General features: G+C 51.8%; 21 protein-coding genes and 1 other annotated feature. Of the genes, 15 read left to right on the plus strand and 6 right to left on the minus strand.

The window, feature by feature from the left end:
• Window positions 1-110: 110 nt before the first annotated feature.
• Together FFM79_RS02720 and FFM79_RS02725 are read right to left on the minus strand one after the other, a co-directional pair.
• The gene (locus FFM79_RS02720; RefSeq protein ID WP_137641939.1) at window positions 111-1,019 is read right to left on the minus strand and encodes a magnesium transporter CorA family protein; all 909 of its coding nucleotides are present in this window, start codon (window positions 1,017-1,019) and stop codon (window positions 111-113) included.
• Between the two features lie 85 nt (window positions 1,020-1,104).
• Window positions 1,105-2,268, minus strand: coding sequence for a VanZ family protein (locus tag FFM79_RS02725; RefSeq protein WP_137641940.1), 1,164 nt, complete (start codon window positions 2,266-2,268; stop codon window positions 1,105-1,107).
• 251 nt (window positions 2,269-2,519) lie between these two features.
• On the opposite strand from FFM79_RS02725, the gene hisJ reads away from it, so the two are divergent.
• The 12 genes from hisJ to FFM79_RS02785 all read left to right on the plus strand — a co-directional run bounded on the left by hisJ (window position 2,520) and on the right by FFM79_RS02785 (window position 12,426).
• Window positions 2,520-3,356, plus strand: a complete 837-nt coding sequence (gene hisJ, locus FFM79_RS02730) for a histidinol-phosphatase HisJ (protein ID WP_137641941.1) — start codon at window positions 2,520-2,522, stop codon at window positions 3,354-3,356.
• 58 nt (window positions 3,357-3,414) lie between these two features.
• Window positions 3,415-3,646, plus strand: a binding site (T-box leader).
• Window positions 3,647-3,708: 62 nt separating this feature from the next.
• The gene (locus FFM79_RS02735; protein ID WP_137641942.1) at window positions 3,709-4,857 is read left to right on the plus strand and encodes an ATP phosphoribosyltransferase regulatory subunit; all 1,149 of its coding nucleotides are present in this window, start codon (window positions 3,709-3,711) and stop codon (window positions 4,855-4,857) included.
• On the plus strand, window positions 4,854-5,507 hold the full coding sequence (gene hisG / locus FFM79_RS02740; RefSeq protein ID WP_137641943.1) for an ATP phosphoribosyltransferase: 654 nt from the start codon (window positions 4,854-4,856) through the stop codon (window positions 5,505-5,507). Before FFM79_RS02735 ends, hisG begins: the two co-directional genes overlap by 4 nt.
• Window positions 5,507-6,802, plus strand: coding sequence for a histidinol dehydrogenase (gene hisD / locus FFM79_RS02745; RefSeq protein WP_137641944.1), 1,296 nt, complete (start codon window positions 5,507-5,509; stop codon window positions 6,800-6,802). The genes hisG and hisD overlap by 1 nt, the downstream gene beginning before the upstream one ends.
• 2 nt (window positions 6,803-6,804) lie before the next feature.
• Window positions 6,805-7,401 (plus strand): imidazoleglycerol-phosphate dehydratase HisB, encoded by a 597-nt coding sequence (gene hisB / locus FFM79_RS02750; RefSeq protein ID WP_137641945.1) that lies wholly within the window; start codon window positions 6,805-6,807, stop codon window positions 7,399-7,401.
• Window positions 7,402-8,028: an imidazole glycerol phosphate synthase subunit HisH gene (gene hisH / locus FFM79_RS02755; protein WP_137641946.1), complete on the plus strand. Its 627-nt coding sequence runs from the start codon at window positions 7,402-7,404 to the stop codon at window positions 8,026-8,028. It begins immediately after the preceding gene.
• Window positions 8,009-8,728: a 1-(5-phosphoribosyl)-5-[(5-phosphoribosylamino)methylideneamino]imidazole-4-carboxamide isomerase gene (hisA, locus tag FFM79_RS02760; RefSeq protein WP_137641947.1), complete on the plus strand. Its 720-nt coding sequence runs from the start codon at window positions 8,009-8,011 to the stop codon at window positions 8,726-8,728. The genes hisH and hisA overlap by 20 nt, the downstream gene beginning before the upstream one ends.
• A complete protein-coding gene (gene hisF, locus FFM79_RS02765; RefSeq protein WP_137641948.1) occupies window positions 8,722-9,480 on the plus strand; it encodes an imidazole glycerol phosphate synthase subunit HisF in 759 nt (252 codons plus the stop codon). The genes hisA and hisF overlap by 7 nt, the downstream gene beginning before the upstream one ends.
• Window positions 9,477-9,797 (plus strand): phosphoribosyl-AMP cyclohydrolase, encoded by a 321-nt coding sequence (hisI, locus tag FFM79_RS02770; RefSeq protein ID WP_137641949.1) that lies wholly within the window; start codon window positions 9,477-9,479, stop codon window positions 9,795-9,797. Before hisF ends, hisI begins: the two co-directional genes overlap by 4 nt.
• A 49-nt stretch (window positions 9,798-9,846) precedes the next feature.
• Complete coding sequence (hisE, locus tag FFM79_RS02775) at window positions 9,847-10,167, plus strand: phosphoribosyl-ATP diphosphatase (protein ID WP_137641950.1); 321 nt, start codon at window positions 9,847-9,849, stop codon at window positions 10,165-10,167.
• A 12-nt stretch (window positions 10,168-10,179) separates the two neighbouring features.
• A complete protein-coding gene (gene hisC, locus FFM79_RS02780) occupies window positions 10,180-11,262 on the plus strand; it encodes a histidinol-phosphate transaminase (protein WP_137641951.1) in 1,083 nt (360 codons plus the stop codon).
• Between the two features lie 249 nt (window positions 11,263-11,511).
• Window positions 11,512-12,426, plus strand: a complete 915-nt coding sequence (locus tag FFM79_RS02785) for an NAD(P)-dependent oxidoreductase (RefSeq protein WP_137642156.1) — start codon at window positions 11,512-11,514, stop codon at window positions 12,424-12,426.
• Window positions 12,427-13,173: 747 nt separating this feature from the next.
• Here FFM79_RS02785 and FFM79_RS02790 read toward each other — a convergent pair.
• The 4 genes from FFM79_RS02790 to trpX all read right to left on the minus strand — a co-directional run bounded on the left by FFM79_RS02790 (window position 13,174) and on the right by trpX (window position 17,617).
• Entirely contained in the window at window positions 13,174-14,538 is a 1,365-nt protein-coding gene (locus tag FFM79_RS02790) for an FAD-dependent oxidoreductase (RefSeq protein WP_137641952.1), read from the minus strand.
• A 406-nt stretch (window positions 14,539-14,944) separates the two neighbouring features.
• Entirely contained in the window at window positions 14,945-15,730 is a 786-nt protein-coding gene (locus FFM79_RS02795; protein WP_170177359.1) for an ABC transporter ATP-binding protein, read from the minus strand.
• Window positions 15,714-16,625, minus strand: coding sequence for an ABC transporter permease (locus FFM79_RS02800; protein WP_137641953.1), 912 nt, complete (start codon window positions 16,623-16,625; stop codon window positions 15,714-15,716). Before FFM79_RS02800 ends, FFM79_RS02795 begins: the two co-directional genes overlap by 17 nt.
• Window positions 16,622-17,617 carry a tryptophan ABC transporter substrate-binding protein gene (gene trpX / locus FFM79_RS02805; RefSeq protein ID WP_137642158.1) on the minus strand — a complete coding sequence of 332 codons (996 nt, stop codon included), beginning with the start codon at window positions 17,615-17,617 and terminating at the stop codon, window positions 16,622-16,624. The genes FFM79_RS02800 and trpX overlap by 4 nt, the downstream gene beginning before the upstream one ends.
• 912 nt (window positions 17,618-18,529) lie before the next feature.
• Between trpX and FFM79_RS02815 the strand changes: the two genes are divergently transcribed.
• Genes FFM79_RS02815 through FFM79_RS02825 form a run of 3 tightly spaced genes read left to right on the plus strand, consistent with a single transcriptional unit; the run spans window position 18,530 to window position 21,991 of the window.
• The gene (locus FFM79_RS02815) at window positions 18,530-19,399 is read left to right on the plus strand and encodes a homoserine O-acetyltransferase/O-succinyltransferase family protein (RefSeq protein WP_137641954.1); all 870 of its coding nucleotides are present in this window, start codon (window positions 18,530-18,532) and stop codon (window positions 19,397-19,399) included.
• A 2-nt stretch (window positions 19,400-19,401) separates the two neighbouring features.
• Window positions 19,402-20,688: an O-acetylhomoserine aminocarboxypropyltransferase/cysteine synthase family protein gene (locus tag FFM79_RS02820; RefSeq protein ID WP_137641955.1), complete on the plus strand. Its 1,287-nt coding sequence runs from the start codon at window positions 19,402-19,404 to the stop codon at window positions 20,686-20,688.
• Window positions 20,689-20,707: 19 nt separating this feature from the next.
• Complete coding sequence (locus FFM79_RS02825; RefSeq protein WP_137641956.1) at window positions 20,708-21,991, plus strand: homoserine dehydrogenase; 1,284 nt, start codon at window positions 20,708-20,710, stop codon at window positions 21,989-21,991.
• Window positions 21,992-22,012 lie beyond the last annotated feature (21 nt).

The raw sequence follows: 22,012 nt of genomic DNA on the forward strand, positions 1-22,012 counted from the left end.
AAATCGATGCCCGCAGTGTTCCAGCCACCCGGTTACACCCGCTGCTGGCGGCAATTTCAACACCAATTGGTACAGAATCTAATTTTCCACATAGTGAATCCGGGCTGTGACTACCGCCGAAATGAGTTTCGCCGCAGTAGCCAAATGGTCAGGGCGCAGAGCCCAATCGCAATTACGACCGTAATTTCCCAGCCGAACGGATTTTTCATGAATGGAAGGGCCACGTTTTGACCGAAGAACCCAAAGACGATGTTCGGAATCGTGAGAACGATTGAGAAGACGGTTAATAGCCACATCGTGTTGTTCAGGTTATTATCCAAAATGTTGGAATAGGCGTTGGAAACGCGGGCGATAATGTCCGACGCGATGTTGGCCATGTCGAGCCCTTGTTGGGCTTCAACGATAATGTCGTCGAGGCGTTCTTTTTGGGTCGTTGAAAATTTAATCGGGCCAAAGCGCTTTAACGATTGTAATAAATCGTTGTTGCTCTTTAGCGAGGTTAAAAAGTAAACGAGCGTCGTTTCTAATTCCATTAATTGTAAAATGACGGACCGCTGGATCTGTTTGCGCATCTTGAGCTGGATGTTTTGGCGTTCCTCGTTGATTTTATTAATAGCTGAAAAATACTGGCGCGAGAGTTTGTATAGCACCTCAAAAATGTAGTCAAACGGGTGCAGGACCTTTTCCCAGTCGGCGTCAATCGCGTCGGCGAGCATGTCCTCGACAAACATCGTGTTGTCAGTTGTAAACGTCAGTAGGGTGTGGTCAATTAGCATAAAACTAACCTGGGCCGTGTACGTCCCTTCGTCTTCATCGTTCGTTACCACGTCAAAAATAATGGTTGTAATGGCACTTTTGGCGTCGTACTCCAACCGGCCCCGTTCGTGTTGGTCGGTCGCGTAGCCGAGCATTTCGTCCGTGACCTGTTCCTCGTTGACCAGCTGATTATAGTCATTATCCGTATAATTATTAACCGCGACCCACCGGAAATCGTCGCTTAAGGCTTGTTCTTTTATCATTATTTTAACTTCCAGAAATTTGATTTACTTTCAATTTAACATGATTCCTAGGCGAACGTAAAGGCGGACGTCGGAAATTTCCGAGCTAACTAACGGTTGTTTGGCTTAACCGCTCGCACCAGAGTAAGTGCTTGCGGTTAAACAGCGCTAGTAAAAAGTCGTAACTTAAAATTAATAAGACGAACGAAACGACCACTAAGTAGACGTCGAGGCGGTTCAGGGAGGCACTTGGTAGGTCTCCCAGCCGATCAAACAGCCAGAGGTCTAAGAAGAGTAATGGGAGACTGACGATGTAGAGGCCGCCGTAGTGAATCAGCAACTGCCACAAATGCGCCGACTGCCCGTTTTTTGCGGTTATGCGACTATTAAACAGTAGGCCGCCGATGGTTTTGCCTTTGAACCACCAAGCCGGTAGTAAGAAGAAAAGGCCGATGTCCAGTAGGTAGAGCCACCGAAAATCGCGACTGAGGGGCCATTGAAAGTGCTTGACCAGCACGAAATAACTGACGTCAAAGGCGGCAATCAGCGCCCAGTCAAAAACGAGGGCGCCAATTCGCCGCCAGGCAATCGGCTGCTGGTCGGCTTGCAGGACGGGGCTGTGATCGCGTTCCCGCCATTTGCGAGGGAGAAAACTGATGGCCAGCGCGCCACCGACACCGCCCAGCGTATTCATGAGCAAATCGTCGACGTCAAACATCCGGTAAGCCCGCGAATAGTAACCGTACAGCCCCGTGAGTTGCGTTGTTTCAAAGAAGAGCGAAAGCGTGAAACTGGTGAGGGTAATTAACCATAACGGCCAGTGGCGCCGCCATTTTAAGTAGGCGCCAATTGGGATGAAAAAGAGCAGGTTAAAGAACGGTTGGAAAAAAGAAGACGCCTTAAACGCACTCAGCCAGGTACTACGGTCACTCAATTGAAGTGGGTTGGCTTGGCGAAATTCGTTCAGAAATAAGAAGGGGTGGAGATTATATTCGGCACCAGTCATCCGCGCAACGCTGGCCTGGGTTGGTAACGGTAGGATAATCAACAGGTACGCCGCGGCCAAGTACCAAATAAACGTGTAAGTGGCGATCACGTTTTTTTCAGTTAGTTGGTGCCGGATTTTAAGTTGGCCGGCCAGAATTAGAATGGCGGCCATGAGCGTTAGCACGGGCAACGCCAGAATTAAAATGTGAACGGGCTCAAGTAGGGCGCTCACAACGTGACTCGATAGCCCGAGTTGATAAAGTTTGGTGATTAGTTCGTGCATGGTACTCCCCCTTTAAGTCGGTTATTTGGGTAACCAATCCCAATCTGTAATTGACTATACCACTTAATGATTAAGTTTGTATTTTGAAACTAGTAAATTAGTAAAAGTTTAGAACGTTGGTGGTCACCATGGTAGCTGGGATTGGTTGGCGCCAAAAAGTGTCGCTGGGAGTGATGCGGGGAAGCGGCGACTTGCAGAAGCGGCTAAAATATGCTTGAATGATGATAAAATTATGAGAAGGCGATGATAAAATGCGAGTTGATGGACATACCCATACCGAGTTGTGCCCGCACGGTAGTGGCGAAGCCACCGAAAAAATGGTCCAGCGGGCGATTCAATTAGGTTTTCAGCGCTACTGCATTACGGAACACGCGCCACTACCACCGGCGTTTAGTCAGCAGTACGCCGGCGACCCAACTGGGATTACGGAAGCATCGTTGCGCCTAGACCAGGTTGAACCCTACTTGGCATTGGCCGAGGATCTCCAGCGGCGTTACGCGGATCAAATCAATATTTCGGTCGGCTTCGAGGTTGACTTTTTACCAGGGCAGGTGGCTTGGACCCGCCAATTCCTAGATCAATACGGTCCGCGTACTCAGGACAACATTTTATCGGTTCACTTTATGCGGGGAGCTGACCAGCGAATCTGGGCCATTGACCTTTCAGCCGCAAATTTCATGACTGCGTTTGGGGAGTGGTTGGCAACGCCTCAGCGGGTGTTTGAAGAATATTATCAAACCGTTTGGCAGTCCGTTAACGCTGATTTAGGGCGCTACGCCCCGCAACGAATCGGTCACATGAGCCTAGTGCGTAAGTATCAGGATGCGTGCGGGCTACAGGAACCGTTAAACGCCGGCAATTTATTATTAGTCGATCAAATTTTAAACCGACTGCATCAGCAACACCGGGAATTGGATTTGAATTTAGCGGGACTTTACAAACCATTTTGTAATGATTTTTACCCCGGCCGTGAAATTAGCACGCGGGCGCAAAAGCTTGGTATTCCGCTGATCTACGGCTCGGACGCGCACGATGTTGCCAGTGTGGGACGCGGTCACCATTTAATAAAAACGTTAATTAATGGTTGACAGGTGGCATTCAAGTCACTACAATGAGTTTTAGATTAAATGATTCATCAAATTTTAATAAACGGTTGTGATTAGAAAAAGTAATCAGGCGTTCCTCATCCAGAGAGTCCGGGTAGCTGCGAACCGGGCGGACACGTCTGACGAACCCACATCTATGAACTGCTGGGGTGAACTGGCTTAACTAGCTCCAGCCGAATTGGTTTCGTTATCCAAGTTGACAAGCTCAACATGAGGTCAGCGGTGTGAACCGCTGGCGAAATAAGGTGGAACCACGTGGAAACGTCCTTTTAGCAAATTGCTAAGGGGACGTTTTTTTGATTCAACTGCGTAAATAATTTAAGGAGGCGGTCGCATGTTAAAACATTTATTACCACTCGGGACCCGCGATGAATTTGGTCGTCAGGCCCAAACTAAGCAGCAACTTATTTCGGTGATTCAGGCCCATTTCAAGCGGCGCGGATTGACGCCGATTGCGACGCCTTTATTGGAAAACCAAGCGGTCTTTGAACCGTACCAAATGGGGAACTACCAATTGTACCGGTTACTGGGGCCGGACGGACAGACCTTAGTGTTGCGTCCCGACCTAACGTTACCGGTGGCCCGTTTCATCAGTGCGACGAAGGTGCCGTTACCCCAAAAGTTTAGTTATATTGGGGATATCTTTCGGGTCAGCCGCCGCCTTTCCGGGTCGTATAACCAAATGACGCAAGCCGGGGTGGAATTGATCGGTTACGCGTCACTGAAAGCGGAATTGGAGTGCTTGACGATTGCTAATCAGCTCAGTAGTGAGTTGATCGACGACGCGGTTGAAATTGAGTTGGGCGATGCCCAGTTCGCGCAGCAGGTGGTGGCGAGCGTGACCAGTGATGCCGCGACCCAGCAAGCGATTTTAACGGCGTTGTTTAACAAACAAATTCCGCAGTACCAAGCGTTGATCGCCAGTTACCGCCAGCAACCGCTCTATGATTTTCTGGTAAAGTGGCCGCGGTTGTTTGGTCAGCCCCAAGCGATTTTTGAGCAGTTGGCGCAAGCGCCGTTACCCACCTGCGTGACAAGTACCTTGAACCGCTTGCGGCAAGTGGTGGCTTGGATGCAAACGACCATGCCGAGTCAGTCGGTGTCGATCGATTTAAGTAGTCAGGCCCCCCAGAAGTACTATACCGGCTTAACGTTTCGGGGCTTCTCGCAAGTGGGCGGTGACTACCTGTTTAGCGGGGGGCGTTACGACCGTTTGCTAACAAACTTCCAAGCCGAGGCGGAACCGGCGGTGGGGATGGGCATTAACGTTGACTTACTAACGAGTTTAGCCGCACCCACTGAGCCGGCAGCCCCGCGCCAATTAATTTACTTTGAACCAGAACAATGGGCGACGGCCGAGGCGCGCTTAGCCCGAACACCGAACACTAGCTTGAGCCTCGCACCAACTCGGGAGCAGGCTGAGCTGGAAGCTCAACGGATGGGTGCGACTTTAGTTGATTTAACCAAGGGGGCTGAAGCATGACCGAACGCATTAAAATTGCTTTAACGAAGGGCCGGGTGGAACAACAGGTGCTGCCATTGCTAGAACGGGCGGGAATTGACTGTTCACTCGTCCGCAATAAGCAGCGGCGACTGATTTTTAATTCGAAAACGCAACCCTACCAGTTCATTCTCGCCAAGGGCCCGGACGTCACGACTTTTCTGGAACGCGGTGCTGCGGATATCGGCATCGTTGGGAGCGACATTTTAGTGGAGCACCAAAGTACCCAGTACGAACTATTAGATTTAGGCGTTGGCCGCTGCCAGTTCGTGCTTGCGTCTACGCGTACTTTTGACCCGTTCGCCCCGAAACGCAAAATTATTGGGACCAAGTACCCGTTGATTACCCAGCGTTACTTTGATCAGCGGGGCCAGGACGTTGAGATTATTAAAATTGAAGGGTCGGTTGAGCTGGCACCGTTGACCGGGCTGGCCGACGCCATCGTCGACATTACCGAAACCGGGACGACCCTGCGCGAAAACGACTTACAAATTTACGATTACTTACAACCCGTTTCAACCCGGCTGGTGGTCAACCGGATGGCTCTAAAGCAACACCAAACCGCCATCTATCAATTGGTTGACCAGTTAGCGGCCGTTGTTAACGAGCCGACTTCAAAGGAGCGTGCCTAATGAAAATTATTGAATCCGATCTAAACAGTTTGAAACGCCTAGTGCAACGTAAAACCCAGCAATTAACCGACTTAAAAGTTGAGGACGCGGTTCGTCGAATCATTACCGACGTAATTGATAATGGTGACGCGGCCCTTAAAAAGTACGAAGCTCAATTTGATAAGGTCGACTTAACCGAATTTCGGTTACCGCAAGCAACCATTGATGCGGCCTATGATCAGTTGGATCAGAAGGTCAAGGACGCGTTGCAATTAGCCAAGCGCAACATCACCAGTTTCCACGAAAAGGAACGGGCGACGGGCTTTGTGGACGCCGAGCAACCGGGCGTGCTGCGCGGCCAAAAGCTGTTACCACTCCAGCGGGTGGGACTCTACGTGCCCGGTGGGACGGCGGCCTATCCCTCGACCCTCCTCATGAGTGCGTTACCGGCGAAGATTGCCGGGGTGCAAGAAGTGGTCATGGTAACGCCACCCCAACCAGACGGGATTAACCCGGCCGTCCTAGCAGCGGCGAAGCTTGCTGGGGTGGATGCCATTTACCAAGTGGGCGGTGCCCAAGCGATTGCCGCGCTGGCTTACGGAACGGAATCGATTCCAGCCGTCGATAAAATTATCGGTCCCGGGAACGTTTTCGTTGCCACCGCGAAGAAGCAGGTCTTTGGTCAAGTGGCGATCGACATGGTTGCCGGCCCCTCTGAAATTGGCATCATTGCCGATGAGACGGCCGACCCGCGGCAGTTAGCGGCGGACCTATTGAGTCAGGCCGAACACGACCGTCGCGCCCGGCCAATTCTGATCACCACCAGTGCTAAGCTTGCCCGGGCGGTGGATGCAAACGTGACGTCGCAGTTAAAAGTGTTACCGCGGACCGCAATTGCGACCGAAGCGGTCAATGAGAAGGGCTTCATCGCGGTGGTTCCCCAAACGCAAGACATGTTTGAACTGATGAACACGGTCGCGCCGGAACACTTGGAAGTCCAATTAGCGGAACCGACCCAGTACTTAAACTTGATTCGCAACGCCGGCTCAGTCTTCTTAGGGAAGTACGCTTCCGAGCCGCTCGGGGACTACGTGGCGGGGCCTAACCACATTTTGCCAACGAGTGGGACGGCGCGCTTCTCATCACCGCTAGGAGTTTATGATTTTGTGAAACGGACGTCGTTTATTCAGTACACCCAGGCGGCACTTAAAAAGGAAGCAACCGCGATTACGACGCTTGCCCGGGTGGAGGGCTTGGAAGGCCACGCCCGTGCGATCGAAGCCCGGTTTGACCAGTACTATGATACGGAGGACTAATTATGACAACGAAAGCACGTCAAGCAACCATTAAACGGGTGACTAAGGAAACCCAAATTGAAATTAGTTTGAATCTCGACGAACAAACCGGCATTGAAATCGACACCGGCATCGGGTTTTTAAACCACATGTTAAACTTGTTCGCTAAGCACGGCCGCTTCGGCTTGGTCGTTAAGTGTCACGGTGACTTGGACGTTGACCCGCACCACACGACTGAAGATACTGGCATCGTGTTGGGGGAGTGCTTTAAACAGGCCCTTGGTGAAAAAGTGGGTATTGAACGCTACGGCACCGAATTTGTGCCGATGGACGAAACCCTGGGCCAAGTCAGCGTTGATTTGAGCGGCCGGTCCTACCTTGTCTTTAACGCCGAGTTGACTAACCCGCGCCTAGGCGGTCTTGATACCGAAACGGTGGAGGACTTCTTCCAAGCGGTCGCGTTTGCGGCGGAAATGAACTTACACGCCCGCATCTTGTACGGGCGCAATACCCACCACAAGGTTGAAAGCCTGTTTAAGGCCTTTGGTCGGGCAATGCGCGCCGCCGTCACCATTAACCCGGAGATTGTCGGGGTGAACTCCACGAAGGGTGTGATCTAAATGTTTGCGATCGTTGATTATGATACTGGCAACACTTTGAATTTACAAAAGGCGTTAGCCTACCTAAACGTGCCCACGACGCTGACGGCCGACCCGGCGGTGCTGGCGAACGCGGACGCGGTCCTCTTACCGGGAGTTGGGGCGTTCGGTGCGGCGATGGCCGCGCTTGAACAACGGCAATTGGTTCAGCCGCTTCAAGCGCTCGCCCGCAGTGGCAAGCCGATGCTCGGAATTTGCCTGGGCATGCAACTTCTCTTTGAAACCGGCTTGGAATATGGTCAACACGCTGGGTTGGGGTTGCTACAAGGCCGTGTTGTGCCGTTACCGACTGACCGCGGGGTCAAGGTTCCCCAGATGGGCTGGAATCAAAATCAATTGCAGCGCGTAAACAGCCCGTTTGCGGCGATTGATCAGCAATATACCTACTTTGTCCACTCGTTTTATGCGGACTGTCCGGCTGAAGAAGTCGTCGCCAGTGTGCACCACGGGGTGGCGGTTCCAAGTATTGTTCAACGCGGGAACGTGGTTGGCATGCAATTTCACCCCGAAAAAAGTGGTCGGGTCGGACTAGCACAACTTGAAAGTTTTAGAAAGATGGTGGTTACAAATGATGCTTCCAGCAATTGACTTACACGCCGGGCAAAGTGTCCGGCTCTATCAGGGCGACTTTGAGCAGGCGACCCTGATCAACGCCGATCCGGTCGCGCAGGCCCGCCAAATTAATGCGGCCGGGTTACACCAACTTCACTTGGTGGACCTTGACGGGGCCAAGGCCGGGCAACCGCAAAACCTAGCAACGGTGATGGCAATCCGGGCCGCCTTTGACGGTTTGATTGAAGTGGGGGGCGGTATTCGGACTTACGAGCAGGCGCGCCAGTACCTGCAGCTTGGAATTGACCGCTTGATTTTAGGGTCAATCGCACTCACGCAACCAGCCCTGGTCCAACAATTATTAGCCACCTACGGCCCGGAAAAAATCGTGGTTGGGATTGATGGTAGTGACGGCCGGGTCGCGATTAACGGCTGGCTTGATCAGTCACAAACGAAGATGAGCCACTTGATCGCCGCGATGAGTCGGGCCGGGGCCCGGCACTTCATCGTGACGGACGTCGCTAAGGACGGTACCTTGCAGGGACCCAGCCTGGGGCTATACGCCCAGTTAAAGGCGCAACTGCCCCAAGTTAATTTAATTGCGAGTGGGGGCGTCCGGGACTTAGCCGACGTTCAAGCGTTACAGGCGCTGGGGTTGCCGGACGTGATTGTTGGCAAGGCCCTGGCAGCTAAAACGATTAGCTTAACGGAACTAGCGGGGGTGGATGCATGTTAGCAAAACGGTTGATTCCGTGTCTGGACGTGGCGGACGGGCGCGTTAAGAAGGGCGTTAACTTTGTAGATTTAACCGACGTGGGTGATCCGATTGAAATTGCGGCCGCCTATCAACAGCAGGGTGCTGACGAGCTGGTTTTTTTGGACATTACGGCGACTAACGAGCACCGCAAAACGATGGCCGACCTGGTTGAACGGGTCTCACGCCAAGTGTTTATGCCGCTGACAATCGGCGGTGGCATTCAGAGTGTTGCCGATATGCAACGGTTGTTGCGCGCCGGCGCCGATAAAACCGCCATTAATTCCGCGGCGGTAGCGCATCCCGAATTGATCAGCGCCGGTGCCCAAAAGTTTGGCAACCAGTGCATCGTCGTCGCCATTGATACGGCTTGGGACGAACAGCAGCAACGCTACCGGGTATATACACACGGCGGTCAGCAAGCGACCGACTTAGACGCCTTAACTTGGGCGCAACGTTGCGTTGAACTGGGGGCCGGGGAGCTACTGGTGACGAGCATGGACCGCGATGGCACTAAGCGGGGCTTTGACGACCGTTTGTATCAAGCCCTCGGTCGCGTCGTTAACGTTCCCATCATTGCTTCCGGCGGGGCCGGTAAGCTGGCGGACTTTACGGACGTTTTTACCCAGACGCCGGTGGACGGGGCCCTCGCCGCGTCGGTCTTCCACTATGGTGAACTGACAATCAGCGATGTTAAACAAGCTTTGCGAACGGAAGGAGTCCCGGTTCGATGAAACCAGATTTTGAAAAGGGGAACGGTCTGGTCACGACCGTGATTACCGATGCGGACACCAAGGACGTCCTGATGGTGGCCTGGATGAACGCTGAAAGCTATGCAAAAACGCTGGCTAGTGGTCAAACCTGGTTTTGGTCGCGGTCCCGGCAAGAATTGTGGCATAAGGGTGCGACTAGCGGGCACACGCAGGACGTGGTCAGCGTGACGCTTGACTGCGATGCGGATACGCTCCTAATTGCGGTGCACCCGCACGGACCAGCCTGTCATACGGGCCACCAGAGCTGCTTTTTTAACCCGGTCCAACGGGTGCGGTAAGGTATCTTTTTAATCACGATATTAATATAGAAGAAAGTTGGTTATAACTATGCAAAATATGGAAGAATTATATCAAATGATCGCCGAACGGCAAAAGAATCCCAAGGCCGGTTCATATACTGACTACCTGTTTACGAAGGGCTTAGATAAGATTTTGAAGAAGGTTGGCGAGGAATCGACCGAAGTGATCGTGGCGGCTAAGAATCCCGGCGACGACGAGCTCGTGTATGAGACGGCAGATTTGTTATACCACCTATTAGTGTTACTTGTTGAACGCGGGGTCAGCTTTGATCAAATCAAGACGGAATTGGCCAAGCGTGAAGGCAAGATGAGTGATTACAAGGATCGGCCCGAAATCGACAACCTATAGGGAGGGATGCACATGAAAGCCAGTGTAAGAAACTTAACGCCGTACGTGCCGGAGCAACCGCTTGCGGATTTACAGGCGGAGCTGGGCCTGAAGCGGGTCGTACGGCTATCCGCGAACGAAAATCCATACGGAACGTCGCCGGCCGTGGAACGGGCGGTTAAAAGTTGGGACTTTACCAACAGCAACCGTTATCCGGATGCGGACGCCCGGGCACTGCGGACCGCCGTTGCGGCGCAGATTGGTGTCGCGCCCGCGCAACTTGTTTTTAGTGTCGGGCTGGATGAAATGATCGTGATGTTGTCGCGGACCTTCCTGGCGCCGGGGGATCGGGTGTTGGTTTCCGGCCCAACTTTTTCGGAGTACGGGCTGCACGCGCAAATTGAAGGCGCGCAGCTCGTGACGGTGCCGACACTGGCTGACGACCACGTTGACTTTGCGGGCATGGCGGCCGCCCTAACGCCGCAAGTTAAATTGGTCTGGCTTTGCAACCCGAACAATCCGACCGGGACAAGTGAGTCGCTGGCGGACATTACCGCCTTTATTCAGCAAGTGCCCGCTGAAACGATGGTCTTGATCGATGAAGCCTACATCGACTTTGCGCCAAACGCGGCCGCGCTAACGGCGATGCAGCTGCCGGCTAAATATCCGAACGTGGTGGTGATGCGGACCTTCTCTAAGGCTTACGGACTAGCCAACTTCCGGATCGGCTACGGGGTGTTTGCCCCTGAATTGGCCCCGACGATGCAGGCGGTTCGGCTGCCGTATAACGTCAATTCGTTGACGCAGGTCGCCGCCTTAGCCGCCATAAAGGATCAGGACTTCGTCCAAAAAACGGTCGCGCAAAACGCAAGCGAACGGGCGCGCTGGGAAGCTTACTTTACCGCGCGGCACTGGCAGTTTGATCAGTCGGCAGCTAATTTCATTTTCTTTGCGCACCCGCGGGCGGTGGCGTTGGCGGCAATGCTGAAGCAAAATGGTTACTTGGTGCGGACGGGGTTGCGCCCGGGCTGGTTACGATTAACCATTGGAACAGCGGCGGATAATGCCCGGTTGCGGGAGTTGATGACCGAAGAGTGTGAGGACCCAGCGGTTTGATGCCGAGCACTACCTAGCCAAGGGCATGATGCCGGTTTTTGGCATTGTGCCCTTGGCGTAGTAGGCACAGGCATCAGCTGGTCCGAACACGTTTCAGCTATTTTGTAGAGGAGCGCCCGAAATTAGTTACCCTACGCCGTTAATGTTCGCCAGTTACCTGACTTTTATGGATGGCTCCGTCGGTTAATCAACCAAACCTCAACGCTGTCGCAAAATCCCAAAACGGGTATACTGGAAATAATGAAAGCGATGGTGGTACGGACGCGTACCGAAAAGACAGTAGCTGAAAGGACGATTATAATGATGAAATTAGGCTGGATTGGAACTGGCGTGATGGGTGCTGCGATGGCCCGCAATTTAATGGCGGCGGGTTACCCAATGACGGTGTATAACCGCACTAAAAGTAAGACTGACGCGCTAGTTGCGGCCGGTGCGACCTGGGCAGCGACCCCGGCCGAAGTCGCACAAAATAGTGACGTTGTTTTTACAATGGTTGGTTTTCCGCGCGACGTTGAACAGGTGTACTTCGGTGACGATGGTATTTTTAGTGGGTTACCCGCTGGCAAGACCGTGATCGACATGACCACTAGTCAACCGAAGTTGGCCGCGAAGATTGCCGATTATGCGACTAAAAATGGCTGGCAAGCTTTAGACGCGCCGGTTTCTGGCGGTGACGTTGGTGCTAAAAACGCGACCCTGACAATCATGGTTGGTGGGGCGGATGCGACCTACGATGCGATGTTGCCACTATTCAACGTGTTGGGGCACAAAGTCAACCACTTTGGTGCGGCTGGTACGGGTCAGCACGCCAAGATGGCTAACCAAATTATGATCGCGGGGACCATGACCGGGCTCACCGAGATGTTGCTGTACACGAAGGCGGCCGGATTGGACCCTGAAAAGGTCTTAGCGACGCTTTCAAGTGGTGGGGCTGACAACTGGAGTATGGACAACTACGTGCCACGAATTTTAAAGGATGATTATACGCCGGGTTTCTTTGCCCGCCACTTCTTGAAGGATCTCCGGATTGCGTTGAGTGAAGCGGATGCGATGGGGCTCGACCTAGTTGCGACGGCGCAGGCTAAACGCTTGTACGAAGTGATGGTTGACGTTCGGGGGTTAGGTGATCAGGGGACGCAGGGCCTGATCAATATTTATGACTAGCCCTTAGTTAACTTTAATCAACGAATTAAAAAATTTAGCAAGTCCTGCCGCAGTTGCTTACTAAATGTTGAAACGGACGCGAGCCTATGTTCAGGTTGCGTCCGTTTTTAGGGCTCTATGGTAGATAGTGTTGATCTGCTAAAAAGGCTACCAATGGAATTTTCAATTAGTTTGCTGTAAATACTGAAATTAAGCAAGATTACAATAAATTTTATAACCGTGCTGCAGAATCATCTTCATTAATTAAGGTTTACTAAAGTAACCTTTGAAACTCAATATAAAAGCTAGTCTAGCCAGTAGCGGGTGTAACCATGGCTCAACTGCGAAATTATTCTTAGGCGGAAGTGGGCTTCTTCCGGCTTAGAATAAGGCTCGAATTTGAGATTGCTCAGCGGTTTTCTGAGTGAGCTCAAATCGATGCCCGCAGTGTTCCAGCCAACCGGTTACACCCGCTGCTGGCGGCAACCTTAACACCAATTGGTATAGAGCCGTTTTTAGTATCCGCTGGACGGATTATTATTTGAGAATAAATTAAAAAAGAACCTCATTAAAAATGAGGTTCTAGCGTATGACTATGCATACCACGGACTCGAGGTCCAATAAGGTTATTACCTTATGCATTAAATTGTAGTCCGGATTCACTTGAATTGCAATACTAGTTTCTAACGATTAACCAGTAAGCCGCGCTAGTCCAATTTTTAGTAGACTAGCGCGGCTTAGCGCGTGCATGCGATTGAATATGTCAGTTTAGTTAGTCGTGTTTAAATGTTGAACGGCCTTTTGCGCCGCGACGTTGATGATATTCCACGGCCGGTCGAAACCTGGCTGGAAGAAGAAGTCGGCGTAAGCGAGGTCGTAAACGCTAGCCTTCAATTGAACGGCCAACGAAATGGCGTTAATGTTTGCCGTCACGTCGGCGGTTGACATGATTTGCGCCCCGAGAACGCGCCCATCGGTTGGATCATAAGTTAGTTTGAACCAAACCTTGGCGTTACCGTTTTCGGTGGTCACAAATTTCGGCCGAATCGTGTCGGTCACGAGTACGGACGCGCAGTCCACCCCAAGTTTCGCGCTCGTCCCTTCCTTAACACCGGTTGATGCGAAGTGGTAATCGAAAACCGACAGGGCGGAAGAACCCGAAACCGCGGGCATTGCAATTGGCGTGCCGAGTAAGTTCTTCGCGGCAATTCGACCTTGACGCCGAGCGTTGGTTGCAAGGGCGATCCGGTTTAATTTGCCAGTTGGCGCGAATGGTACTAAGGTTGCGTCTCCAACCGCGTAAACGTCGGCTTGGCTCGTTTGGAGGTGTTCGTTGATCTTGATTAAGCCGTGGGCGTCTAAGTCAACGACCCCTTTTAAGAAGCCGGTTGCGGGTCGAATTCCAGCGGCCGTGACGACGAGGTCAGCCGCGTATTCGGCTTGGTCGGTCACAACTTTCGTGACGTGTCCATCCTGACCCTCGAAGGACTGAATGCTTTGACCAACCGCCGGGTAAATGCCGTGGTCGACCATCGTCTTAGTCAGGACGTCGGTAAATTCTTGGTCTAAGTACAGGCTTAGGAGCCGTGGTAAGAGGTCGATGATTGTAACGTGCATCCCGGCCTTAGCAAAGACCTCGGCCGCTTCGATCCCAATGTAGCCCGATCCAATGACAACCACGTTCTTAACGGTTGGGTCGACGGTCTTGGCCTTTAACTTAATCGCCCAGTCGCGCCCACGCATCGCGTAAATGTTTTTCAGGTCGTGCCCAGGAACTGGCAGAACTGCCGGTACGGCACCGACACTTAGTACTAATTTATCATAACTTTCGTCACGTTCCTGACCAGTGGCGTGGTCAATGACGTGAACCTGATGCTGGTCGGGTTGGACCTGACTAATTTCGGAATTAAGGTAGACGTGCACGCCCTGCGCCCGCATATCCGTTGGGGTAGCGTAGCTGACGTTGTTAACGTCTTTGACCTTTCCTTCCAGGTAAAGCTGCATCCCACAGGACAGGAAGGAGAGAAAATCCCCCTGTTCGTACCACTGAATTTCGGTATCCGGTTGAGCGGCCAAAATTCCGCGAACTGTTTCGTAACCACCATGTGAAGAACCAACGACAATAACTTTCATAAGTACATGCCTCCAAATTTTAGTTTAGAACTGTTCTAAACTAAATGTAACACAATCGTGGAAGCGCTGCAACTAATGGGTGGTAAAAATTAAGGGAACCAACTAAGTAAAGTTTACCCCGTTGAATCTTAAATTGCACACAATGTAGTTTGCTGAATTTAGGGTGGCGCGTGCTGGGCGTTTACTAAGTTAAGCGCAACTTTGGTCAATTATTTTGGCAAGCGTAATGAATTTTTTGAAAACCTTTGGGGTCGATGATATGTGGTGTTGATCTACTAAGAAAACTGCCAATCTTTGTTAGCAAATCAATATTGCAGATCATAGAACTCAAAAAAACCAGGCCCGAATTTATTTCGGACCTGGCGGTAAGCTCAACTTCAATTAGTACGGAGCCACGATCTTTTAATTAATCAATACTTTCAAAGAAACCGAGCAGTTGTTCCTTGGTCAGCGCGGCCTTGACCTCGTCACGGACGTCATATTTAATCTTACCTTGATCTAACACGATTAGCCGGTTGCCGTATTTCAAGGCGTCGTCTAAGTGGTGGGTGATCATCAAGCAAGTTAACCGTTCCTGCGTGACTCGCTGGTTGGTTTGTGCCATTAACTGGGCACTCGTCTTCGGGTCTAGGGCGGCGGTGTGTTCGTCAAGTAATAATAAATCTGGCCGCTGTTCAGTCGCCATTAAGAAGCTGAGGGCTTGGCGTTGCCCGCCGGATAAGTTTTCGGTGGCGGTGTTGAGCCGTTCGGAAAGGCCGTTACCGTCCATCGTGGCCGTCATTTCTTTGAAATGGGGCATTTGTTGCTTTAAGCCCCGTAGTCGGAGCGTCCGGCGGTGTCCGCGGTGACTGGCGAGCAGTAAGTTTTCCGCGACGGTCATTCGGGGCGCCGTGCCCATTTTGGGGTCTTGGAAGACCCGCGCCAGAAAGGCCGTACGTTTCTCGACGGACAGGTGGGTGATGTCGCGATCACGGAGTTTGATGGTGCCCGCGGTTACGGGTAATTCACCACTAATGGTGTTGAAAAGGGTTGACTTCCCAGCCCCGTTTGAACCGAGGACGGTAATGAAATCGCCGTCGTAAATGTTTAAGTTTAAATGGTTTAAAATCGTCACTTCGTTGGGCGTCCCACCGTTCACGGTCGTGACGATGTCCGCTAACGATAATAGCGGTGCTTCAGTTTTCTTGATCATAGCTGGCCAGTCCTTTCTTCAATACGTGGTTGAGGTTGAGCGCCTTGCTGAACTGTGGCAACATCAGGCAGATGGCCAGAATCAGGGCGGACAGTAAGTTCATATCGTTGGTATTGAACCCTAATTGAAGGACTAATAGACGCACGAACTGGTACAAAATACTCCCCAGCGTGACGGCGACGAGTCGTTGGTTCAAGGTCAGTTCACCGAAGACCACTTCACCGATAATAATCGACGCAAGCGCAATCACGATGATCCCAATCCCCATGCTGACGTCAGCGTAGCCGTTGTTTTGGGCAATCAGGGCGCCACCGAGACCGATGATTCCGTTGGAAACCATCAAGCCCATGATCGTCATGTTGTCGGTGTTGATACCGATTGAACGGGCCATTTCGCGGTTGTCACCAGTCACGATGAAGGCTTGGCCGAGGTCGGTTTGCAAGAAAACAATTAGTAAAATGGTAATGACGCTGATGACGACTAACCCGACGAAGACACTGTCGAAGTATTTGGGTAGCTGGGTTAGGAAGTTGCTAGCAAACAGGGTCTGTTTGCCAAGGAGCGAAACGTTGGAACTACCGCCCATGATCCGTAAGTTGATTGACAGGCAGGCGGTCATGACTAGGATCCCAGCCAGTAAAATCGGCACCTTGCCCTTGGTGTAGAGTAAGCCGGTTACTAAGCCGGTTAAAGCACCCGCAGCAAACGCTAGCAGCGAAGCGGCGAGCGGGTTCATGCCGTGGCTGATGGCCATGACGGCGGTGGCCGCTCCTAATGGGAAGGTCCCTTCAACCGTCATGTCGGGGAAATCTAAAATTCTGAAAGTTAGGAAGAGGGCGACCCCCAGGGTTGCCCAGAGGAGGCCTTGCCCAATACTAGATACGATCATACTCATTTGTAAATAACCCCTTTCGTTTGTGCTTCTTTAACAACGCTAGCTGGGAAGGTGATGCCGAGCTTCTTAGCAGCTGTCATGTTTAACGTCATCTTACCCTTAGTAATCACCTTGATTGGGTAGTCGCTAGTGGCTTTGCCCTTAAGTACCCGGGCAGCCATTTCACCAGAAACTTTTCCGAGTTGGAATTGGTCCACGGAGAGGGTGGCGAGGCCCCCCGCCTTGACCATCGTATCCACGGCAGGAATGACGGGAACGCCGGCCTTGTTCGTAACGGAGACTAAGGTCTTCATGGCACTAGCCACGCCGTTATCTTGGGGAGCGTAAACCGCGTCCACGTTGTTGGCCATGGTTTGGGCAACTTGTTGCATATCGTTCGTGTTGGCAATGGTGTAGAGCTTGTAGGCGACGCCTTCCTGCTTACAGATGCGGGCAAACTTTTTAGCGTTATACTCACCACCGTGATCGGAAGTCGTGTAAATAATCCCAATCGTTTTAGCCTTGGGGACTAATTGCCGCAGGAGGTCCAAGTGAGATTTCAACGGTGATTCACCGGACGTCCCGGTAATGTTACCGCCAGGATGTTGGTCACTTTTAATGAGGCCACTACCGGACGGGTTGGTGATTCCGGCCAGTATAACGGGCGTTTCTTTCTTAGCGGCCGTTGCGAGTGCTTGGGCTGCGGGAGTGGCGATGCCGACCGTTTCGTCGGCGTTTTCATTAATGAACTTTTGGCTCATCGTTTTTAAGTTACTTTGGTCACCCTGCGCGTTTTGATAGTCAATTTTGACCGTTTTACCGGGGACGTAGCCGTATTCCTTTAAGCCGGCAAGCACCCCGCGGTGGATCGCGTCGAGGGCCGGGTGGGTTTGTAGTTGAAGAATGCCAACCGTGGGCACCTTCTTCGTGCTGGCGGTACTCGTTTTAGGCTTGCCCGTCATGACGAAGGCGGCACCGAGAAAAATAACGAGGGCGCTAATAAATGCAATCATTCGTTTCAATTCAATCACCTCAAAAATAATTTCTGTTGCGGGGCAAAATAAAAAGGGCAAACCAGTAAGCTCTGGTTTGCCCTTTACGGAACCGAAGCCTGCTGTGTTTAAAACCCATGCAGACTTCTTTGAATATCAAAGTTAAGCCGGCACAGATACAAACTGTTTGCCAGATTGTATCCGTGCATCGGAATTACAATCTGAACGGCCGGCTTTGCCATGAACTGTTCAAGTTAAAACTTAACTTTGTCATTCTTAGTTCCTCGCTTTCGTTATTGAATGAATTCAGTATAGGCAAAGCCGGAAAAGCTGTCAAGCCAAAATTGATTTAATGTTCGCGGTTAGGCGCGGTTCGAGCCGATGAAAGCGTGTTAGACGGGCATTACAACGGCCAATATAAAAGGTAAAATAATTAAAAATAAATGTGACTATTATGGCGAACACGCCCGGAATTATGTGAGCGGTTGGTTGCGCGGCTTGCGGTTCAAGTTGCTTGGGTCAAATGAAAGAGCCGTTACACCGCCCTTTATGGAAATGAAAAAGTTTTTTGGAAAAAGTGTTGACAGCGTCTGAAACCGGTGTTAAATTAGTTTTAAATTAAAAAACGATTAAGACGTTGAAGAGAAGAGTAGCGGCGGACCTGATTTTTAGAGAGCTTCGGTTGGTGAAAGAAGTAATCGGGTGCGTGGTGAAGATGAGCTTGGAGTCATGACCCGGGTCGCAAGGCTACGGGTGCGGTTGCAACCGATATATTGCGGAGTATCCGGTAACGGGTACTTGTCGAGGTCGTCACTGTGAGGTGGCGGCGAATTACGGTGGTAACGCGAAAGCTTTCGTCCGTTAGTTTTAGATTTTAAAACTAGTGGACGAAAGCTTTTTTTAGTTACATAAGTTCTGAGAGGGGATGTTCCGATGACGGTTACAGTCAATAACGGATTATTAAAGGCGCACCATCAATGGCAAAACGCGGGGCAAGCGGCCCGACCGTTACAACTATTGATTTTAAACTTGATGCCAACGAAGGCGACGACCGAACGTCAATTTTTAAACCGCTTGACGGGCGCAACGCCCGACGTTGCCGTAACGTTTATGTATCCCGCCAGTCACCATTTTAAGAGCATCGCGCGGGACGTGATCGAACAAAATTACGTGAACTTAGCCCAAATTGAAGACCAGTATTTTGATGGTCTGATCGTGACGGGGGCACCGGTTGAACAGCTCCCGTTTGAAGCCGTCGACTATTGGGAAGAGTTGGAAGCCATCATTGATTGGGCCCATCGCCACGTGCAACAAACCCTCTTTGAATGCTGGGCGGCGCAGGCCGGGTTATACGAACAGTTCAACATCCAAAAACGGTTAGTGGGTCACAAAGTCTTTGGCATCTACAGTGCCACCACGGTTGATCAGCATTCGCGCCTTGTGAGCGGATTGAGCGCCGGGGGCTTGTTGAAAATGCCCCAATCGCGCCACACCGAGTTGGTTTTACCGGCGACGTTACCCGGTGATTTAAGGGTCGTTGCTAGCAACGATCAAGTGGGGCCACTACTACTAAGCGCACCCAGTCAACACGCGGTGTACGTCACCGGCCACCCGGAATACGAAGCGACGACCCTCGCCGATGAGTACTTTCGGGACCGCCGCAAACAGTTACCAATCAACTTGCCGCAACACTACTTTAAGGATGCGCGCTTAAGCCGCATCAACTACAACTGGTCGGCCGCTAGTCACCGCCTTTATCAAAACTGGCTAGCAACATTAACTTTAACAAAGGTAGGTCTTTAATAATGACGAAAACAAATCCAGAAAATTACCATTTTGAAACTTTACAAGTCCACGCGGGTCAAACTGTTGATGAAACTGGTTCACGGGCCGTTCCGATTTATCAAACGACGTCCTACGTCTTTAAGGACGCGAAGCAGGCGGCGGGGCGCTTTGCGTTAACCGATCCGGGGAACATTTATACGCGCCTGACCAACCCGACGACCGACGTGGTTGATAAGCGGGTGGCAGCCCTTGAACACGGGACGGCTGGAGTGACATTGGCGACCGGTTCAGCGGCGATTACCGCGGCAATTTTAAACATTGCCCAACAGGGCGACGAAATCGTGGCGGCGAACACCCTTTACGGTGGGACGTACGACTTATTCAGCGTTACCTTGAAAAAGCTGGGAATTACCACCCATTTTGTTGATCCGGATGATCCGGCTAACTTTGAAGCCCAAATCAACGACCATACCAAGGCGTTATACGTGGAAAGTATTGGTAATCCGGGGATTAATTTAGTCGACTTTGAGGCCATCGGTAAAATTGCGCACGCTCACGGTATTATTTTCATTGTGGATAACACCTTTGGGACGCCGTACCTCGTGCGGCCATTGGAACACGGTGCGGACGTGGTCGTCCATTCGGCAACTAAGTTCATTGGCGGACACGGGACGACAATGGGCGGTGTCATCGTGGAAGGCGGTCAGTTTGACTGGAAGGCTAGCGGGAAGTATCCCGAATTTACAACGCCCGACCCACAGTATAACGGCCTAGTTTTTGCCGACCTAGGTGGGGGCGCCTTTACGACTAAGGTGCGGGCCGAAACTTTACGGGATACCGGGGCGACGATTAGTCCGTTTAACTCGTTTCTCCTATTGCAGGGGCTCGAATCCTTATCACTTCGAGTTGAACGTCACGTTGCCAATACCCGCAAAATTGTCGCGTATTTGAAAGATAACCCGAAGGTCGCGTGGATCAACTATCCCGAATTGCCGGACAGTCCATATCACGACTTAGCGACGAAGTACTTCCCGAACGGGGTTGGCTCAATTTTTACGCTCGGGTTAACCGGTGGGGAAGCGGCCGGCAAGGAACTGATTCAACACTTGAAATTATTCTCATTACTAGCCAACGTCGCCGATGCCAAGTCGTTGATTATTCACCCGGCTTCGACGACCCACGCACAACTTAACGAACAGGAATTATTGGCCGCTGGCGTCACACCCGACTTAATTCGGATTTCGGTGGGAGTTGAAAACGCGGACGATTTAATTGCAGATTTAGACCAGGCGTTAGCAAAACTTTAAGCATTGAGGGGCGATTAAAATGACAACGACAATTAAAGTGGGCATGTTAGGATTAGGGACCGTCGGCTGTGGGGTCGTAGCGCGACTCACGCAAGCAGCCGCGAAAATTGAACGGATGCAGGGCTTCCGGTTACAACTAGCAACAATTGCCGTTAATCATTTGAACGCGCCCCGGCCAGTGCAGTTACCACTAGGGACCCGGTTAACCGATTCAATTGAAGCTGTCGTGAGTGACCCGACCATCCAATTGGTTATTGAAGTGATGGGGACGCTGACAACCGCTGAACACGCCATCGAGCAGGCGCTGTGCCATGGTAAATCGGTCGTAACCGCCAATAAAGACTTAATTGCGACCGCCGGACCACGGTTAGTGGCCTTAGCGCAACAACACGGCTGCGACCTCTATTACGAGGCTAGCGTTGCTGGGGGGATTCCAATATTACGCACCCTAACGGATAGTTACGCAACCGATACGATCCAAGAAGTGGCCGGCATCATTAACGGTACGGCCAACTATATTTTAAGTGCAATGACGACCACCGGCCAATCCTACGCACAGGCGTTAGCGGCCGCACAACGCGCCGGCTACGCGGAAGCGGACCCGACAAACGACGTCGGTGGACTGGACGCGACTTATAAATTGATCATTTTAAGTCAGTTTGCGTTTGGTCAGCGCTTGACGGTCGAGCAGGTTGCCCCGACTGGCATTACGCGGGTCACGGCAGCGGCGTGTCAGGCGGCCGCGCAGAGCGGCTGGCAAATTAAATTGCTGGCACAAGCGCAACGGCACGGGCACCAACTTTATTGCCGGGTGGCCCCGGTCGCCGTTGGAAACGCGAAACCATTGAGCCGGGTCGCGGGGGTCCAAAACGGGGTTGCCATTACCAGCCAGGCGATTGGCCGTAGTTTGTATACCGGCCCCGGTGCCGGCGGTGCGGCAACTGCGAATAGCGTTTTAAACGACGTCATCGTTGCGGCCAGCCACCTACTAGCCGGCACGCGTGGCCGGGCCTTTAACCGGAACCAAGCCAACCTAAGCGTGGCAAATTTGAGCGGGCAACCGCAAGCCTACTTATTGTTTAGTCACTTGCCAGTAACCGTCCTTGCAACCTACGCTGATGAAGAACGATTCTCATTAAAAGCATTAAGCGCAACCAGTTACCAAACGAGTACGTTGACGGCGGTCCAGTGCCGGCGCTTGCAGGCGACGGGGGCCATTACGGCGATTCCAATCGCTGGTTCGGTGGCCTGGTCAGCACAATCCCAACCGCAAGTGGTTTCCGCAACCCACGTTGCTATTTAGCAGTTTGACTTCATTTGAAAA

Source organism: Lactiplantibacillus modestisalitolerans (assembly GCF_005405425.1).
Taxonomy (GTDB): domain Bacteria; phylum Bacillota; class Bacilli; order Lactobacillales; family Lactobacillaceae; genus Lactiplantibacillus; species Lactiplantibacillus modestisalitolerans.

What these genes read in the sequence shown, in the direction of transcription:
- FFM79_RS02785 (WP_137642156.1), top strand. Translation starts at nt 11,512, where the DNA reads ATGGTGGTACGGACGCGTACCGAAAAGACAGTAGCTGAAAGGACGATT.
- hisG (WP_137641943.1), top strand. Translation starts at nt 4,854, where the DNA reads ATGACCGAACGCATTAAAATTGCTTTAACGAAGGGCCGGGTGGAACAA.
- FFM79_RS02815 (WP_137641954.1), top strand. Translation starts at nt 18,530, where the DNA reads ATGACGGTTACAGTCAATAACGGATTATTAAAGGCGCACCATCAATGG.
- FFM79_RS02825 (WP_137641956.1), top strand. Translation starts at nt 20,708, where the DNA reads ATGACAACGACAATTAAAGTGGGCATGTTAGGATTAGGGACCGTCGGC.
- hisJ (WP_137641941.1), top strand. Translation starts at nt 2,520, where the DNA reads ATGCGAGTTGATGGACATACCCATACCGAGTTGTGCCCGCACGGTAGT.
- FFM79_RS02725 (WP_137641940.1), bottom strand. Translation starts at nt 2,268, where the DNA reads ATGCACGAACTAATCACCAAACTTTATCAACTCGGGCTATCGAGTCAC.
- hisC (WP_137641951.1), top strand. Translation starts at nt 10,180, where the DNA reads ATGAAAGCCAGTGTAAGAAACTTAACGCCGTACGTGCCGGAGCAACCG.
- trpX (WP_137642158.1), bottom strand. Translation starts at nt 17,617, where the DNA reads ATGATTGCATTTATTAGCGCCCTCGTTATTTTTCTCGGTGCCGCCTTC.
- hisF (WP_137641948.1), top strand. Translation starts at nt 8,722, where the DNA reads ATGTTAGCAAAACGGTTGATTCCGTGTCTGGACGTGGCGGACGGGCGC.
- FFM79_RS02790 (WP_137641952.1), bottom strand. Translation starts at nt 14,538, where the DNA reads ATGAAAGTTATTGTCGTTGGTTCTTCACATGGTGGTTACGAAACAGTT.
- FFM79_RS02735 (WP_137641942.1), top strand. Translation starts at nt 3,709, where the DNA reads ATGTTAAAACATTTATTACCACTCGGGACCCGCGATGAATTTGGTCGT.
- hisB (WP_137641945.1), top strand. Translation starts at nt 6,805, where the DNA reads ATGACAACGAAAGCACGTCAAGCAACCATTAAACGGGTGACTAAGGAA.
- hisE (WP_137641950.1), top strand. Translation starts at nt 9,847, where the DNA reads ATGCAAAATATGGAAGAATTATATCAAATGATCGCCGAACGGCAAAAG.
- FFM79_RS02800 (WP_137641953.1), bottom strand. Translation starts at nt 16,625, where the DNA reads ATGAGTATGATCGTATCTAGTATTGGGCAAGGCCTCCTCTGGGCAACC.
- hisH (WP_137641946.1), top strand. Translation starts at nt 7,402, where the DNA reads ATGTTTGCGATCGTTGATTATGATACTGGCAACACTTTGAATTTACAA.
- hisA (WP_137641947.1), top strand. Translation starts at nt 8,009, where the DNA reads ATGATGCTTCCAGCAATTGACTTACACGCCGGGCAAAGTGTCCGGCTC.
- hisD (WP_137641944.1), top strand. Translation starts at nt 5,507, where the DNA reads ATGAAAATTATTGAATCCGATCTAAACAGTTTGAAACGCCTAGTGCAA.
- hisI (WP_137641949.1), top strand. Translation starts at nt 9,477, where the DNA reads ATGAAACCAGATTTTGAAAAGGGGAACGGTCTGGTCACGACCGTGATT.
- FFM79_RS02795 (WP_170177359.1), bottom strand. Translation starts at nt 15,730, where the DNA reads ATGATCAAGAAAACTGAAGCACCGCTATTATCGTTAGCGGACATCGTC.
- FFM79_RS02720 (WP_137641939.1), bottom strand. Translation starts at nt 1,019, where the DNA reads ATGATAAAAGAACAAGCCTTAAGCGACGATTTCCGGTGGGTCGCGGTT.
- FFM79_RS02820 (WP_137641955.1), top strand. Translation starts at nt 19,402, where the DNA reads ATGACGAAAACAAATCCAGAAAATTACCATTTTGAAACTTTACAAGTC.